This is a genomic window from Pseudohongiella sp. (genome assembly GCF_011050365.1).
Lineage (GTDB): Bacteria > Pseudomonadota > Gammaproteobacteria > Pseudomonadales > Pseudohongiellaceae > Pseudohongiella.
Map to the genome: position 1 here is coordinate 72066 of NZ_DRFV01000010.1, position 16054 is coordinate 88119.

14 protein-coding genes are annotated in these 16054 nt (G+C 47.4%); 1 reads left to right on the forward strand and 13 read right to left on the reverse strand.

Annotation, left to right across the window (positions count from 1 at the left end; translation table 11 throughout):
* Positions 1-148: 148 nt before the first annotated feature.
* From ENH71_RS08990 to ENH71_RS09000, 3 genes are all read right to left on the reverse strand, one after another.
* The gene (locus ENH71_RS08990) at positions 149-1078 is read right to left on the reverse strand and encodes a hypothetical protein (RefSeq protein WP_294137713.1); all 930 of its coding nucleotides are present in this window, start codon (positions 1076-1078) and stop codon (positions 149-151) included.
* Positions 1078-2100: a hypothetical protein gene (locus ENH71_RS08995; RefSeq protein ID WP_294137716.1), complete on the reverse strand. Its 1023-nt coding sequence runs from the start codon at positions 2098-2100 to the stop codon at positions 1078-1080. Before ENH71_RS08995 ends, ENH71_RS08990 begins: the two co-directional genes overlap by 1 nt.
* A gap of 1269 nt (positions 2101-3369) precedes the next feature.
* On the reverse strand, positions 3370-3882 hold the full coding sequence (locus ENH71_RS09000; protein WP_294137719.1) for an antirestriction protein ArdA: 513 nt from the start codon (positions 3880-3882) through the stop codon (positions 3370-3372).
* 384 nt (positions 3883-4266) lie between these two features.
* Here ENH71_RS09000 and ENH71_RS09005 point away from each other — a divergent pair, with 384 nt between their 5' ends.
* On the forward strand, positions 4267-4830 hold the full coding sequence (locus ENH71_RS09005; RefSeq protein ID WP_294137724.1) for a hypothetical protein: 564 nt from the start codon (positions 4267-4269) through the stop codon (positions 4828-4830).
* Between the two features lie 31 nt (positions 4831-4861).
* Here the strand turns inward: ENH71_RS09005 and mobF are convergent, their stop codons facing one another.
* The 10 genes from mobF to ENH71_RS09055 all read right to left on the reverse strand — a co-directional run bounded on the left by mobF (position 4862) and on the right by ENH71_RS09055 (position 15889).
* Positions 4862-7501, reverse strand: coding sequence for a MobF family relaxase (mobF, locus tag ENH71_RS09010; protein WP_294137727.1), 2640 nt, complete (start codon positions 7499-7501; stop codon positions 4862-4864).
* A 133-nt stretch (positions 7502-7634) separates the two neighbouring features.
* On the reverse strand, positions 7635-9365 hold the full coding sequence (locus tag ENH71_RS09015; protein WP_294137729.1) for a type IV secretion system DNA-binding domain-containing protein: 1731 nt from the start codon (positions 9363-9365) through the stop codon (positions 7635-7637).
* Between the two features lies 1 nt (position 9366).
* Positions 9367-9762 carry a hypothetical protein gene (locus ENH71_RS09020; protein WP_294137732.1) on the reverse strand — a complete coding sequence of 132 codons (396 nt, stop codon included), beginning with the start codon at positions 9760-9762 and terminating at the stop codon, positions 9367-9369.
* Complete coding sequence (locus tag ENH71_RS09025) at positions 9759-10574, reverse strand: P-loop NTPase family protein (RefSeq protein ID WP_294137734.1); 816 nt, start codon at positions 10572-10574, stop codon at positions 9759-9761. The genes ENH71_RS09020 and ENH71_RS09025 overlap by 4 nt, the downstream gene beginning before the upstream one ends.
* Positions 10575-10645: 71 nt before the next feature.
* On the reverse strand, positions 10646-11824 hold the full coding sequence (locus tag ENH71_RS09030; protein ID WP_294137735.1) for a hypothetical protein: 1179 nt from the start codon (positions 11822-11824) through the stop codon (positions 10646-10648).
* A gap of 253 nt (positions 11825-12077) precedes the next feature.
* Positions 12078-13091 (reverse strand): AAA family ATPase, encoded by a 1014-nt coding sequence (locus ENH71_RS09035; RefSeq protein ID WP_294137738.1) that lies wholly within the window; start codon positions 13089-13091, stop codon positions 12078-12080.
* On the reverse strand, positions 13084-13335 hold the full coding sequence (locus ENH71_RS09040; RefSeq protein WP_294137742.1) for a hypothetical protein: 252 nt from the start codon (positions 13333-13335) through the stop codon (positions 13084-13086). The genes ENH71_RS09035 and ENH71_RS09040 overlap by 8 nt, the downstream gene beginning before the upstream one ends.
* A gap of 216 nt (positions 13336-13551) precedes the next feature.
* Entirely contained in the window at positions 13552-13782 is a 231-nt protein-coding gene (locus ENH71_RS09045; RefSeq protein ID WP_294137743.1) for a helix-turn-helix transcriptional regulator, read from the reverse strand.
* Between the two features lie 77 nt (positions 13783-13859).
* Positions 13860-14516: a hypothetical protein gene (locus ENH71_RS09050; RefSeq protein ID WP_294137749.1), complete on the reverse strand. Its 657-nt coding sequence runs from the start codon at positions 14514-14516 to the stop codon at positions 13860-13862.
* Positions 14513-15889: a tyrosine-type recombinase/integrase gene (locus tag ENH71_RS09055; protein WP_294137752.1), complete on the reverse strand. Its 1377-nt coding sequence runs from the start codon at positions 15887-15889 to the stop codon at positions 14513-14515. The genes ENH71_RS09050 and ENH71_RS09055 overlap by 4 nt, the downstream gene beginning before the upstream one ends.
* Between the last annotated feature and the right edge of the window lie 165 nt (positions 15890-16054).

Sequence of the window (16054 nt, forward strand, 5' to 3'; positions counted from 1 at the left end):
GCGTCCGGCCATGAAGCTAGGTGATAAACATTCAAACTTAATACTCTCCGTCATTGGTAAATCTCTTGCAACCCATAAACACCATTGACACCTAATGACTGAATCATAAAAGCGAAAAATAAAAGAAAGAATAGCCCCAAAATAAACATTAAACCACAGCATTTCGCCTGTGCAATTGGAATTCAGATAAGCTAAACGACATTATTTGCAGGAGAACTAATGACAGCCAATACATAGCTACTGGATTTATGAAGCTAAAAAATGTATCTGAGTCGACTATTCTATTGCTTTTGATGTTGTTCGGGACAATGCTTTGGTTGTGAAAAAATCGATTGCGTATATGAATAATAAAACTACCCATATCACAATAATTTATAGATATTTTTTCGAATTCAGTTGTATCCTCGTGCAGTATTCCCAGATCTATAGCTTCCTTTACAGACCTAAACATTTGCTGCCTCACTAAATCATTAGCTACGTCAAATTTTATATCGACGGAAGTCTGAGCGATACTATCCCCTTCGTATAACGTTACTGCAAATTTTTTAAAGAACCCAAGCTCTTTCTTTTCACTGTCTCCGGTCATGAGATTCCTTAATTGGTTGAATGAACGCATGAAATCTTGGGTTTTAGATGCGTATATTAGCGGAAAAGCGTAAGATACTTTTTCTAGTATCCGATACAAAAATATAAATGCAGAAGTATGAGATGCTTTTCTTTCCTGCAGCAAAAAATGCGATATTTCTGACAATATCGCTTCATAGAATTTATTGTTGGTAAACTTAGTATTATTAATGAATATTGCAAGATCTTCGGCGGTTGTATCCTCGGACAGCAGCCTGGGGAAATCTCTTCCCCAATTTCTAAAGCGAGATAAATCACTATGAAAGTAATTCTTCCTGCTTTTAATTATCGTGTCCGAGTAGTTATGAGTAAGTATTACGTTGCCAGATAAAAGACGCAGTATTAGTAGTAATTCTGGATTTCTACTTTCTTTAATCTTAAGAAATTCCGGAATCCTTTCCTTTATTCTGCTGGGGAGATTGTCTGAGTAGCTGAAAGTTAGATAATCAGCCATTAAGAGGTAGTCTCCATAAATACCTCAGTCAGTTCCAGCTCATCTAGATTTGAATACTTGAAATAGTTCTCTATGTAAACCTGGGATAGCTCTCGTCTATATTTACCTAAATTAACTTTTGAAGGATTAATATTCCTAAACGCTGACTCGAATAAATCAATGGACCTTTCAAAGTCTTCGATCGTTGATTCAGATATTTCGCGATATGAACTTTTAATTCCTACTGAAAAACCAATTAGGTTATTTCCCACTTTCAGCCACTTTTTAACTCTTTGGCTTTCGCTCAAGCGGTCTATTTCACGGACTACGTCTTTGAAGTCAATGTCATCGAACTTAGGTTGCTTATCCATGATTCGACCAACGATAATCTGGTCCATTTTCTCACCGATAATTTTATTGTTATCGTTGTTAACTGTCCCAGTCAGAAATGCGAGGTATGCCTTAGACAAATCGCCCAAATCAAAGGATCCCTTAACTAGATTTTCGGCACGCTCTCTCTCTGACTGAACCGTTATACTGACATCCGAGAAATCGAATAACTCATGAGTTAATATCTCGATCTGATGTCGTGGAGTCATAGGCTTTTGGCCATTGTTAAGTGTTATCATCCTATATAGAAGCTTATCCTCCGAAGGCGATATGATTACATTAATATACAAAGGCTGAGTGCCATCAAATCTCGCATCCTCGCTTGCCCGCCGCAGGGTGTTGAGTCTTTGAATTCCATCAAGGATATAGCCCGAATCGATATTGTCCATTATATATTTTGAGATTTCTGCATTTTCTGTAAGTGAGAATCCTTTCTCAACAAACGCAATTGTGATTGGTGGCATTAGACAGTGATCTAAGATGTCCCGTTCAAGACGTGCGTAGAATTTTCTATCTTGAATTTTACGCTGTCCTGAAAATCGATCAATGAGTGGGAAAAGGTTCTCTATTGCATACTGATAGGTAGTTTTACCAGTCGCAACAACGCTGCCTATAACGTTATCATTGGCCGTATCGAAAATTATTACGCTCAAGAATATTTCCTCTGTATTCCCAACATAGAATACTTATATAATATTTCTATTAAATGAACTTTACTTACACGCTTACAAAACGAGCTTATTGCAATTTTCATTCGCCAATCGAGGGCTCAGTAAAGCGCTAATTCTTCCAGACATCTTAGACAAGCGATATTTCGCGGTTTTTCTACCCGCCCCACCATCGCCAATGCACGAATTCTACGAGAATAGTAAAATTCTATCTAGCCTGACAGATACTAGCGGAACTGTTTAGCAAAGCCAGAATTGACCATTACTCCCTGTACTGAAAAGAGGATAATTCGACGTGCAATCTTCGCTAAGCGCACTATAGGGTTCCTTCCAAGCTTGCTTGATATTCGTTAACCAACTGAAATACATTACCAAAAACCTTCGCCTATCCAACTGGTCGGATTGAGCGGGTAGAAACGTTTAATCTAATTGATAAATAAAGAAAATGCCACTAAACACATCAAAAGTCTGTATCGCAAGCCACGGCGGGGGATGGCCTGATATGGCCTCACGATTGGGCTTAATATAATCTTGTCCACGCTACGCACTTCAATCTCTAAAATTTATAGACCTTTTTTTGTATATGCCGTTCACGATTTAGGATCGAGCTTATGTATCGCTTGTTTCCCGCACATCTAGGTGCACAGGTGTGAGAGAAACTTTTTGAAGCAAATCGTATCAGTTTTGTGATACGATTTGCTTCGTTTTGTTACGGTTTGTGGGGTGGGTGTGGATAGGAAAATTCGAGTTAGGCTCAGTGCTTTTGCTGAGCGATTGTCTGGCCCTCTAGGCAATGTGCCTCTGGATCGGGCAATCAGAGCTGATTTGGGGCTATTTCGGGATTTGCGCGAATCTGGCGCAACATGGCCGCAGATCGCCAATGCGTTGGCGGCAGCAGGTGCCCGGCGTCCCGACGGCAGTGCCATCCCCACCGACCATGTGCGGAGCGCGGTGAGCCGTCAGCTAAAGCGTAACCCACCACCGACTGAAACACGGCAGGAACGCCCCACACCATCAAACAGGCAGCGATCCCCGCGCGTATCGCAGATATCACCTAAAGTTGTCGGGATAAGCTCTCGGCATCGCGTGGAAGGAACGAAACCAACTATTCGGCCAGAGAACAATGACCAACCTGGAAAAGACAGCGTCACAGAAGCCTCAGCACTTTCATCTGGCCGAAGCAATCAGTCGATCTTGGATAAATTGGCGAGGACTCGCAAACTGCGCGAGTCCTGACGCATCCTTGTGAGCGGATTAGATGTTGTGAAATACATGAGCTTTTTCGAAACCAACCTCGATTACTAATAGATCTCCGTTCATTCTCATATCCCGTCCCATTGCTTCATAATCTATATATGGTGCTAAATGCTCAGGAACATCACCGCACTGCTCTGTCAATTCCTGTGCGTAGTCAGCCAAGGATGCATAAAAACCGCAATAACCCTCCTCAGCGATTAGCCGCGCTTGCTCTAAATCTCCAATTACGTTTAGCAGCTGACCGCCGAACTCTGAAAAATCAGACATAAATTCAGCAACCTCGCACAAAATCTCAATACTTTCATACTCAGCCACGGTATATCCGTTAAAACCCTCGTAATCGTGAATTGCATGTTCTTCAGCCCCTGGCATTGGTGACGCTCTAAGCATTTCCTGAATTTGATCTCGAATGCACCCTGCACCTTCTAAAACCTCAATCCACCGACCGTGCAATACACCACTGTTGTAGGCGGATAGGTCTGCGACATAGATTCGGGGAGTGTTAGTCATTGTCAAATCCTCATTAGGCCTTATGGGTATGTGTTCGCGGTTGCGCACATACCCTCTGCCGACAGAGGGCGACTCGGGCGGGGGTGAAAAAATCAACAAAAATCGCGGAGGCTCCGCCGCGTGGATACCGTCTATTTTTGTTGATTTTGAGGGGTGAAGGACCCCTGCATGAAAATAGCGCTGAAAAATAGAGGCTTGTGACCTCTGACAGTATTTCGACCGCTTTCGTAATTTAAATCTTGGAGTAGAATATACGGGCGACTCCAATTTATGCGTAAGCACGTCTTATCCTGCGATCCGCTAAACAAGCAAAAGGCCGGATGCTACGCGCCGCTGTTTTGAGCATTATGAGCGCGACGTTGCCAAGCAATGAGGAGAGAAGGAATGCATTTTTTCAAGATAACCTATTGTTTGATCGCCGGATTAATGATGGCTGGCTGCGAAACAGCTCGACCAATACACGTCGAGCGATACGTTTCTAACCCATCAACGCTACAAGCGCTCCTAAAAAGTCCGGCCACAAGCGTCTCAGTTGGTAAAATAGAAAATGGTGTAGGTATTGAAACAACACTTGACTGTCTCAACGAGGGCATTCCCTTCCCTGACTTGGCCACAGCTGGGGACTATATCCGATCTGGCCTGATCGCTGAGCTTAGCAATGCAGATCAATTCGAAGTCAATGCAACCAATTCGATAGCAGGTAGTGTGGTCGTGGCAGAGTTGACTTTCGAAAGAAAGATCATGTTAGCTGCTCATGGTGGCACTTGGAATTTTGAAGTAAACCTGACTTCAACAAATGGCCAATCTATGACCGTCAAGTCCAGTCATAGCTACCATACAGGCTATGCCCCTATCAGGTGCAACATAGCAGCAGATTACCTGATGCCAGCTATCCAAACTCTTATTTATGACATCGTTAGAACTCCAGATTTCCAAAAACTATTCTGAAGCCGCTGTTCAATGGTACACCCGGTCACAGTTACGCTCCCAATTCCAGATCCTGGCGTTTATCGAGTGGTCTCAGTTGAAGCGCCGCTCGCTTGCAGGCCTCGTACTCCAGCAAATCTACAGTCGACTCTTTTATGTTTGATCGGGACAGACGTGCTGCCAGCCATCGTATTCGCTCCGCTTGTGACGGCTCTGTATCGCGATCGATAAACGGAGCAGACTGCCCGAGGCGGATGCTTTTGTTGACGATATTTTTATTAACCACAAGTTGTGTGCTGTCACGCGCGCGACTGGCCGCTACGTATGTATCATGTTTGTCATAGGCAGGGCTAAGCAGCACAATCGCGTTATCGACAGTCAGGCCTTGCGCTCCGTAAATAGTCGATGCGTAGGCGTGGCTGATTGGCAATCGATTTTTATCATCAGCCAGTGTGGACAGTGGGAAACTTAAGCGGCGGCCGTGGATGCTGACATCTACGACTTGAGTCTCTAGATCAGCATTCTCCGTTCGACCCGCAACGTGCAAGACAGTTGCTGTCGTGCCGTTGATTACACCCAACCCGTCGTCCCGTTTCAGGAACCGTATCTCATCTCCGGCGGCCAAATTAATTTTGGCCGTGTGACCCGAAGGTGTAATCGTACTCAGTGGTATTTCCGGGCCGTAAACGACTCCTTCGGCTTTTAATCGAGACCTGATTTGCTCATTAATGGCTCGAACTTCCGCATTCGTTTTGGCTATGAGCAGCATAGATTTAGCAGGATTTGACCGACGGAGTTGTGCCCAGCGATCACCAATCTCTCTGATTGATGCAGCGTCTCCTTCAGCTTCTATGAGGAGGCCGCGCTCGGCAAAAGCCCCGAGCGCGGCCCCAGCATCTCCGTTTCCAAGCGCTGTCACTGCGTCGCGTGCCCACGCCTCGTGCTGTCTAACAATAGTGGATACACTACTGTTTTCTACTGCCCTGGCTACCAATGGGAGCCCACCAGCTCCCCCTATGGCCTGCAGCTGATCCCGATCACCAACAAGTACAACTTTGGCTCCAGATTTCTCGACAGCCTGGAGCAGCTTGTGGGTATCCTCCGAGCTCATGAGTCCAGCTTCATCAACGATCAACAAAGTGCGATGATCGAGGAATCGATGGTTATGATGAGCGACCTCGAGCCACGACGCCAGCGCGCGGGTTTCTATCTGAAGGTCGACTTTCAATTCATTGGCAATGCGCCAGGCTGATGCGGCGCCAATTACTCGCAACCCAGCGTTTTTATACGCCTCAACGATCGGTGCCAGTGTAGTAGTTTTTCCAGACCCTGGACTGCCTTCAATACAAGCGATTCGAGCGGTGCTGCAAGCGGCGAGAGCTGCTGCTGATTGTTCCACACTTAATCCGTGCTGCTGGAAGCGCTCCGTTATGTCTGCTGGATCAATCTCGTGCCAGTTCTCCTGGGCCATGTTGGATGCGATGTGGACCACATTCTTTTCAATCTTGATGCGATCTGGCGTTGAGTATCGAAGCGCACCTATAACGTCGGTACCCAGAGCTACAAAATCATCGTCTTTGACGAGACCCTCAATTCGATTGGCAATCTGCTCAGGTGTCAGCCCTGAGCCGACCAGTTCAGCTGTTCCCGCTCGAATCAGGTCGCGCCGATCAACTACACTGCGTGTTTCCATCAACTCGCAGATTACGTCCGATCGGTAATCTGGAAGGATATCAGCGGATAGCGTCGCTAGGTCTCGACCATTTGCAGCCTCCAATGCCAGCCTATGGAGGTCAGAAATGTCGAAACCGTTGGCAAGTGCTGCTTCTCTCCAGATCTGGTCGCTATCAAGATCGTGGCTCGGCAGCTTTGCAGATCGGGTTGATTTGGATACAGATGCAGCCAGTTCTGGAGATTCTTTACCTGTTGTACCTGCTTCAGATAGCTCGTCGACAATCTCATTGTGTCTCGCACTGAAGTATCCGATAATCTCGTCATCAATTCCCGCAATCTCGAAAGTACCATTGTGACCAATTCGATCTATCGTGTATCCCAGTTTTTGTAGTTCGAAGGCAAGTGCAGCGTGATATGTGGCGCCTGCCGCCATTTTCCAGTCGCGTAGTACAGTGGAATGAAGCGCACCGATAGTGCCATCTGCTCGAACTGCCAAGTTCGGTATCACACAGTGGGTGTGAAGGTTTGGGTCACCAAACTCCCGCCCATCACTATGTCGTGCAGGGCGGCTGTCTCCGTGCTGAAAACACGCGGCTGTCAGGGCGACCTTTTCGTAAAAAAGACCGCCTTTACCTCGCCGGCCGTAACTAGCCTCCCGCTCCAAGACACTCAGAGCTGCGCGGACTGCTTTGGCCTGCGCGTGCTCAATCGCTAATTTAGTTTCAGGGCCTCCGCCGGCCCACAGGAGCGACACGGACCGAGAGGCTGACATTGTGTAATCGAAAGCCGGTATACGGTCAGTACGCCTACCGGAAGCAGGCAAAAGAGACTCGCCATTAGTATCAATACCGGCGAATAGGTTTTCAAATTCTCTAATATCAACTTGACTACCGTCATAAATGTCGAGTTGACCCGAAGGACAGTACCAGACCGAAGGAATATGATTGCCCTCCAAGTAATACTGAGTTTGAGTTGTGTAGTAACTGCTGCTTGCTGCGGGATTCCACGTGGCCACCATTTCTAACTACCTCAATCGATTAGTTGACGGGTACTTTTCTCATGGATCCACATGTCAAAATTAGATTTTGAATAAAAATAGGAAAAAATGGCCGTTTTAGTTACAAACGGCCTTCGCAATAGCTGCTGGCGGACTAAGAAAGAGGTTTGTGTCGATTGACGTTCCTTTTCTTGCGATGTATTTTTTGAACAGGGACATGTGACGGCCTTCGTTCAATCCAAGATGTGAAAGGAATGTTTACTATAGCTGGCACACCCAGCCCAAAAATTGCTGTTCTGACCTGAAGCTGACCATTGATTTTTCGAACGCCTAAATCATCTGATAGTTGATGAGCCTCAATGACTGATATTTTCGACTCTCGGCGCGTCGAAGGGTGATCTTTTCTGGCCGGATCCCATGTAACAACCGTACGACTACCAGCATACTTTTCCACGACACGGCCCCGAGTTTCACTTATACCAAGCTGACAAACGACTTTTATTCTGAAGCGAGCTTCAAGTGTCTTAGCATCTTCGTCTCCATAATTCTTTATAACTTGCTCCCAATCCTGTGCTGCGGCAATGCATCGCACGCCTTTTTCGCGGCCCACATTGAGTAACTCTGGCAATCGGTGCAGTTTTTTTAGCACAGGAAGCTCATCTAAAATCATGTATAACCACGGCGACGAACGCTTGGGCATCTTTGCTGAAAGAATTTTTCCGGCAATGACCTCAACCAATAGTCCATTTATAGCTGTTGACAGATTCGGGTGTTCCGAGGAGTTTTGGAGGACCAATTTGCCTGGTAGGTTAGAGTCTACTGACAGCCACTCTGAAATGCTGAACCGTCGTGATTTTGGTGTGCGTCTAGAGAGCTCTACAAACGGTAGGATATTTGTTAGCGCCGCGATCCACAAGGTCAAGAGAATGGATTGAGTTGTCCGATTTATTTGCCCATCGGTCTCCACAACGATCAGCACCGAATCTGGAGAACCGTTCTTTTCCAAGGTTTCCTTTAGATCCTTAGCAGATTGAAATATCTGCCCGTTTAAGTGCTCCCAGGTCCAATTGACGCCATGCTGCTTTCGTAGGCATTCGATTAGGCCGGTTAGCACTCTCCTGGCCGAATTCGGCCAGACGCTATCTCCGGTATCTGCAGATTGAATAAATTTTGCGGAGAACTCCGCTGAATCCTGGCTGTTTCTAATATCACGACCGGGCTCCCAACACCAACTTCGTCCGTCATTGATGGCACTGAGTATGAAATTATCCTCAGGTAACTCGGCTGTGAAGTCGCCTTTGGCGCAATGAATTACGAGACGATAGTCGTGTTGAAGGATTTGTTCTAGCCACCCTCTAAGAATTCCTGTTTTGCCAGATCCATGATCGCCCAATAGGATCGTATAAAACGACTCTGCTGCGCGCGTCAGTTGCACATACGGCATCAACCATAGGCAATCCTTGTCAGGCTTCCCGTCACGCTTAAGTTTTGCTCTGATTGATCCTCTGCCATCGGAGTCATATAGGAGTCGGGTGCCCTGAATCGTTTGTGCAGTTTCTCGTAGGGGTATGTGCCTGATTTTATAAAAAAACGCAACTGATCCTCCGGTAACGCCTGCGAGCACGATCACAATCAGCTGCCATTTTATGGCAGGAATCTCCAATAGTGATTTCGTGTTTTGTAGGCGGCAACCAATATCGATGCCGCAGCCACTCCCCTGAGCTATGAAGCCGACAGACCAAACGTATTCCCAAACATCTGACAGGTTAACCTGCAGGCTTGTAAAATCCCTGTCCCACCAGTGTATAGTTGCCACACCAAAAACGAGTGTCATTGTCAAAAGGGCAATTGTGACTGACGTCAATAGCGGTTTCCGTGTATACATTTCAATAGCTCCCCAAATTGATCATTTTTAATGCGGTGTTGCATAGAGCCAGCATTATTAAACCCGCTGACAGGCCATAGATTAATGCTCGGATTGTCCACAAAGGCTCGGATCGACGCTGTTTCTTCCAGCCAAACGATTCCCCAATCTGCTTTGATGGTTCGATCGTTTCTTTGGACCGCTTTTTGATGCTGCACTCAGCTAATAAAGATGTCTGATCAATGGAGGACAAGAAATGCCGTAAACCAGAGCTGCCAAGTTTTTGCAGGACACGGGGATCGAAATCTCCACTTTTGGTTAGGAATTCCTTAGCTTGTGATCTTGCTATGTCAGCACGGGCCTCCGATCCATCGTAAATTGCAGACTGAGCCTGCTTACGGAACTGTTCCTTATTCATGTTCGGGCCTCGTTGATGGTAAACGTTTTATCGAGTTGATCGAACACAGACACCAGCCACTGGCTGATGTCGCCACGGGCGATTTTGGATTCCGCACGTGGAAGCCCAGTCAATGCCATGGTCTCAGCTGTGGTCATGTCGACAACGTCTATGAACCGGCAATTAGCGGATTCGAATGAGCGCCAGGATCCGGCTGGTATTGCGGGCAGTGTTATCCTCCCTGATTTTTTAAACCACGGATTAAGGTACTTCTTGGCCGCTTCAGCGGCGGAAGACTGAGAGTTTTTCTGGGATAGCATGCCATCTCGGCGATTCTCCACGAGATAGAATGATGCGCTGGGAAGCGTTTTTTGTAGTCGTTCGGCGGTCCATGCGGCTTGCCGGATCGACTCGGCTTCAGCGAGGAAAGGGATAAGGATGTGGCATTGGATATCCCAATCCAAAAGATCTTCCTCAAGATCAACCAGGGAGGCCCAAGTGGCGAACCTGTCACACTCGCCCGCACCGACATCGATTAGAACTGGGGATGTTGAATGTGTTTGTTCAATTCTTTCAAGCAACGGGCTGAATCTCTGGACCTCAATTTCAGGATTAACCCTGGCAGCCGCTGGGTCAGACGCAATGGTTAACACATCCCCACCCAGAGCATCTGCCAGGCGACGCTGACGGTCTATCTGTATGACTGATGGTGGGTTGCCTGCGAGAGACAGCCAGTCGCACACGCCCAGCGATAGTAGGGATTTTCCGACACCTCCCTTTTCGCTAGCGGCTAGGATTAGATGGTGTTGTGGTAGAGCTAATTGTGCAGTCATGATTTCCTCCTGCGTGGCTAATCTGAGGCTTCAATCTAGCCCCGCAAGAGGCTCATAAACTGGATTTCGAATCAATTTAGCTTCATATACTTCCGGTTACTCGGTGCGTGTAATTGCTTGTACCATAATGGCAGAGGCATAGAGGCTGTAAGCGCTTTGTGCCAGAATGCAGCCTCCTTAGTTTGATTTGTATCTCCTTCCCAACTCGGCTGCCGGTAACGCTCAACGATATCCAGCATATCGTCTAGGATTTGAAATTCATTTATGGTGAATTTAACGCTTTTCCTACCTCTGGCTAATTGCCCGAGTTTTTGCAGGATTTCAAAGTGACCACTGTTTCCACCATGAACCTGAAATATTTCCATCGGATTGAAATCACCGGCGAATGCGGCGGGGAGCAGATCTAGCACATCTAAATGAATGTCGTCGCGGGTGCCAGCTATTTCGATTAGTTTCGATGGGCTTACGGCTTCACCTTTAGAGACAGCTTTCGCTTCATCACCTCTAGCAAGTCTGAGCTGCTTTGCACGTTTTTTACAACGTAAGAGGCTGATTATTTGCAAGATCTCAAAATCTATTTTTCCCTGTTGCTCAACTTTCGATAAGTTCAGAAAATCGGAGGCTAAACCTTCAATCGCAGCTTCCAAGTTCTCTGTATTGTAATAAGCATTAGGGCCAATTTTAGACGCATCTGAGTGGAAGGTAGTCAGTAAGGAAATGCAGTCTTTCGATTCTGAAGATACGTCAGAATACGATTCTATCAATTTATCAGCGAGATACTTGACGACGTTTTCTCTTCGGACCTCAGCAGTGAGCTTTTTCCTTCCTTCTCGAGCTTTCTCACATTCGAACAGTTGCTCAGTTATCGAATAAATGACATTTTCCAGGACTGATCGAATATGTACCTCTATCATTCCAAGTTCCTGCCCACCCCGAGTTCTCTTGTCTATGGTTAGATACGCCTTGGCCGAGAAAAGAATCGGCTTCCCGCGCTGGAAATCTTTTTTTTGCGAATCGATAGCTACAAAATTAAGTGGCAACGTTAGCAGTGAGTCACATATGATGATGTCATAAGCAAGACCATTTCTTTTGAGATAGGCTAATAATTCCGGCGGAATCTCCAGGCTATCCGGGCTATTGAAGGCTGAGTTGAAAACGATTACGGCTACCTCATCATCAGGCAGATTATTCTGTTTGCAGTAAGCTCTTAATTCGTAAATTCTCTCTGCCAGTCTTGGGTCATTAAACATTATGGTTTATCTCCTATTACAGTTTTACAATGAACTTTTTTTGTCCGATGTCTTGATATTGCACTTGGTGTTGTAAATACAGGGTCTTTAGACCTTGCCCCTTGAAAGTGAGTATGTTGGTCGAACTGTGCACATTGATCATATTGGTCAAACTCAGTACCGGCGTGGCTTTCAGGACTTTCACGCCTCAGTATTTCAAGCTGTCCCCATCCTAAAAGTGTCAAAAAACACAGTTTCCCGGGGACTAGCTTTTTCACGCCAAGTGATAGAACTTTGTATTGCGCTCGAGCCCTCTTTCGACCTTCCAAAGCGGTGTTTCACCCCCTGCGTAATGCTTCAGGCACGCCACTACCTTGCGTTTCGAAACACCATGCTCCGCACAAAACTCGATGATGTCGCACTGCTTAATCCGATTGGCCTCTATCGCCTCGGTGATGCGTTCAATGGCCTCCTGGTCCAACTCCATACGAAGTCGTAACGCTCTGCGCTGTGCAACGTCCTCGAACTCCTCCAGGCGGGTCACTTGTCGATCAGGGGAAATGCGAAATGTCATCCTCTCGATCTGGGCCCGAGTTTTGTCAGGCTCAACTGAAACGGTCATGCTTCCGTCCGGATGCTTTTCAGGGATCAGGTAGATCAATTCATCAACATCACTGCGAAGATCACCTGTGCCCTCGTAGATCGGCTTACCGTCAGAGTCATTATATTTGTTGGTGTGAGCCAGCAGGATAACGGTGCCGCCCTTCGCGGTCATACTACGCAACAGACCCAACAGCGATTTCGCTGACCGCTTGTTGATAACGTCACACATCTTTTTGAACGTATCGAATACGAAAACATGTTTAGACAGATCCACGGCTGTGTTATTCATCCTCTCCAAATTTGAGACAATGTCCCTCATCGATTTACCGACCTTCATATCAGGCAGAAGCAGTTTGATGCCCGCCTCGTCTGCAGTTTCTATGAAGCCCTTGGCATCGCCTGCCGATATGTCTGCGTTGATGTAAATCACCTGATATTTGCGCTTTACCATATCCGCGCTGAGATCGAGAAAGATGGTGGTTTTCCCGCCGTTTGGCGGTGCGGGAACGACAATCAGATGACCGGCGACAATCAGGCCAGGAATAATAAATTCAGGGTCAGATAACTCACTGGCCTCTTCAAGCGACATTGTGAAATCTTCCATCCAGTCAAAAGGGTTTGTTGGTTCAGGGGCTGCAAACTGGCGCTCAACGAGGGTATTCAGATTGATCGGCATATCATCCATGCTGTTGTAACCTCGCCAATCCATGTACGCGGCGAGCTACTGCCAGCATCATGGCTTTATCCGCTGGCGTCAGGGGCTTGCCCGCAGACAGAGCGGATATGCAAGCAACACACTGATACAGATCGGCGTCAAGTTCGCGGAGTATTTCCCCTAGAGCCTCTGTGAGAATCTCGATTTGCAGATCTTTTTGGGATGAGTCCTGATTTGCTTTGGCGGCGTTTGGGGTATTTTCTCGCTTGTTCATGCCTCCTCCATACACTGAATAAGCACAAAGGCTGAATCAACGATTTGCCAGGGTTCGCAATCTAGACCAACAGCCTGGGGCTGGCTACGAATCTTTATCAGTGCATCTATACCGTCAACCTCGACGGCAGCGATGTATAGAGCGTGGTGGATGGTCGCTTCACTGGGAATGCCCTCCCTCCCGATCGAATGCTGGCTATTGTTACGGGTAGTCACCTCACACCCCCTGCTTAGACTTGGTTTCTAGCCATGCATCGAGATCATTTTTGATCCATCCGACACAACGGGCGCTTAAGCGGATTTTCCGGGGGAAATCAGGGTCATGCTCAGAGAGGAAGTGGAGCTTCGTTCGACCGATGCCAAGATAATGCATTGCATCGGAAGGGCGCAAAAAAGCCTGATTCAGCTTTTTCCGCTGATTGTTGTTTTGCGTTGTTTCTATAGACACTTTGAACACCTACGTTGTTTGTCGGTGTTTCAAATACTATGGCAGATGATACTGCTTAGGTGGGAAAAGCTCGGCGCTCAGTTTTTCCTACGGGTGTGTTTGGACTGAATCCTGTAAAGAAGCCTCCGCTCATCCCAGATCTTTCTGACGCCCTCATAGCTCGGCAAACCATACCGTGTGTATTCAGGTAAGGACGCCATGGCCTCTTGCACAATGTCGCAGCCGCTATTGTTGTTCCTGCCGTTACGAGTTGGACTTATCTTTCCTTCCTGGCAAACCGTATAAACACTTATTTGAATGGCTTCGTCCCTGAGAGCCAACTTACGGTTACCCTTCCTCGGTCGGGAAGGCTTTTGTAGGTGGTTTCGCAGCATCTCGGCCAGCTCTGGTGTTAATCCGCGCTCCAGATTCGAGGTAGCGATGTACAAGCACGCGTCGTAAGCTGCGCTATCGTACTTTGCAAGATCCACCAATTGTGAAAAATCCGTGCCAACAAATTCCAGCAGCCCAAGTTGTAGGGCCAACAAACAGTCAGAGAAATTATTGGTCCCATAGTTAAAGTCATCCCCCGACAACGGCCACGGCCGATCTTCTTCGTCTCGTAATTCCACCCCGGTGGAAAAAGCAAATGACAACATAGCAACAGCGTTACCATCATTATATCCAATGGTTGTATCTATGTTTTGAATGAGAAGAGTGCGTGCCAACTCCAACAATTCGCCTCTGTCCATCATCGCAAAACCGCCCCGCCTGGGATTGATGAGCCGCACGCAATCGTGCTTGCCACAATATCCAAAGCCTCAACTGCCTGATCAGGACAAAGGTGTCCGTAGTGCTGCAGGATCATTTCGACGCCCTTATGGCCGGCCAGCTTCGCCACGGTGAAGACCGGGACACCGGCAGCGAGCATCGCGCTGATAAAATGGTGCCTGAATGCATAGAAGTTAAGTTCGTCGGCCAATCCGCCCAATAGTTTAACGTGGGTCCATGGCCTTCTGTGAGCCTGCACGTCCAATTGCCTGCCCGTTTTCGGCGATGGAAATACCAGACCTGTGCTCGGCTTGCCCTGATCCGCCCACCACGCTACCAAGACCGCCTTAATCGTTGTGTTCAGTCTCATATCGACCACTGCCGGCTTCTTCTCCCGGCGGATTGCATGAGAGGTTTTTTCACACACCTTTGTCAACCTGCTGGAGCTCAGATTTAACTCCTGCCAGGTAATGGAATACAGATCGCCCGGGCGCAGCCCAGTATGGAGTCCCAAATGGCAAAAAGGGATAAACCAGTGAGGGTAGTTCACGTCATCAAGATCGGACAGTTCAGGTTTACCGTGAGCACGACTGCTTCGCCTTTGCCGACGCAACTCCTCCGCGAAGGCGTCAAGACCAGTCAATACACCGTGAATCTCCTCGTTGCTCAGCAGGCGCCGCTCAGACTTGCCCGGATCAGCCCGAGTGCTGTGCTGGTCTTTCAGGGTGGGTTCCAGCAATTTATGATTTGCCAAGGGGTCTGAATCGAGGACGCCATCTTTCACTGCTCGGCGGATCATTGTTTTCAGAGCCCCGAAATTGCGTCGGACAGTGCTGTATGCTCTGCCATTCTTTTCAGTTTCAAGCTGCCATTTGTTGATATCGATCTTGTCGATCGTGGCCATATCCCGATCAAGCAAGTCAGCGAAGTGACCGGCGATCCTGTTATAGTTGGCTTTCGCGTTATCAGCCTTCCAGCTTCGCTCCATGTGCGGGCGATAGTAGTTATCCAGGTAATGACGCAGCGTTCTGGCTTCTGCTTCCCTGGCGGCGTCTTGAGCCTTTATTCGACGCACTTGTTTGTTCTGCAGCGGGTCCACATCGTTGCTTTGCAGGTCCAGCACGGTTTGTGCAGCCGCCACTGGTTTCATGTTGTTATAACTGCCCAATGTCGCTACCCGGCGCTTTCCTGTCGGATCAGTATAACGCCAGCGCCATGATCCGCCCTTCTTCAGTTTGATCAGGCTCAGACCGGGAATTCGCTTGCATGACAAAACATCGCGTTCCCCGGCCTCTTTCAGGAACTGGTGAGCAGCAGCGTCAGAAATGGACGTGATTTTTGCTTGCGCCTTAGCCATCATTCTCTCCTAGGCAGAGGACAGAGGTTCAATTTTGTGCGACCAATATGTAACCATAATGGCAACACAAACACAAACAATAAGACACATCAAAAAACATATATTGTTTTTATTCATATGCTTAAGAAAGTATAGACACGTGATGCAAGGGGTATTTTTGCCCTC

What these genes read in the sequence shown, in the direction of transcription:
- ENH71_RS08990 (WP_294137713.1), bottom strand. Translation starts at nt 1,078, where the DNA reads ATGGCTGATTATCTAACTTTCAGCTACTCAGACAATCTCCCCAGCAGA.
- ENH71_RS09000 (WP_294137719.1), bottom strand. Translation starts at nt 3,882, where the DNA reads ATGACTAACACTCCCCGAATCTATGTCGCAGACCTATCCGCCTACAAC.
- ENH71_RS09030 (WP_294137735.1), bottom strand. Translation starts at nt 11,824, where the DNA reads ATGTTTAATGACCCAAGACTGGCAGAGAGAATTTACGAATTAAGAGCT.
- ENH71_RS09050 (WP_294137749.1), bottom strand. Translation starts at nt 14,516, where the DNA reads ATGATGGACAGAGGCGAATTGTTGGAGTTGGCACGCACTCTTCTCATT.
- ENH71_RS09015 (WP_294137729.1), bottom strand. Translation starts at nt 9,365, where the DNA reads ATGTATACACGGAAACCGCTATTGACGTCAGTCACAATTGCCCTTTTG.
- ENH71_RS09005 (WP_294137724.1), top strand. Translation starts at nt 4,267, where the DNA reads ATGCATTTTTTCAAGATAACCTATTGTTTGATCGCCGGATTAATGATG.
- ENH71_RS09055 (WP_294137752.1), bottom strand. Translation starts at nt 15,889, where the DNA reads ATGGCTAAGGCGCAAGCAAAAATCACGTCCATTTCTGACGCTGCTGCT.
- ENH71_RS09020 (WP_294137732.1), bottom strand. Translation starts at nt 9,762, where the DNA reads ATGAATAAGGAACAGTTCCGTAAGCAGGCTCAGTCTGCAATTTACGAT.
- ENH71_RS09025 (WP_294137734.1), bottom strand. Translation starts at nt 10,574, where the DNA reads ATGACTGCACAATTAGCTCTACCACAACACCATCTAATCCTAGCCGCT.
- mobF (WP_294137727.1), bottom strand. Translation starts at nt 7,501, where the DNA reads ATGGTGGCCACGTGGAATCCCGCAGCAAGCAGCAGTTACTACACAACT.
- ENH71_RS09040 (WP_294137742.1), bottom strand. Translation starts at nt 13,335, where the DNA reads ATGAACAAGCGAGAAAATACCCCAAACGCCGCCAAAGCAAATCAGGAC.
- ENH71_RS09035 (WP_294137738.1), bottom strand. Translation starts at nt 13,091, where the DNA reads ATGGATGATATGCCGATCAATCTGAATACCCTCGTTGAGCGCCAGTTT.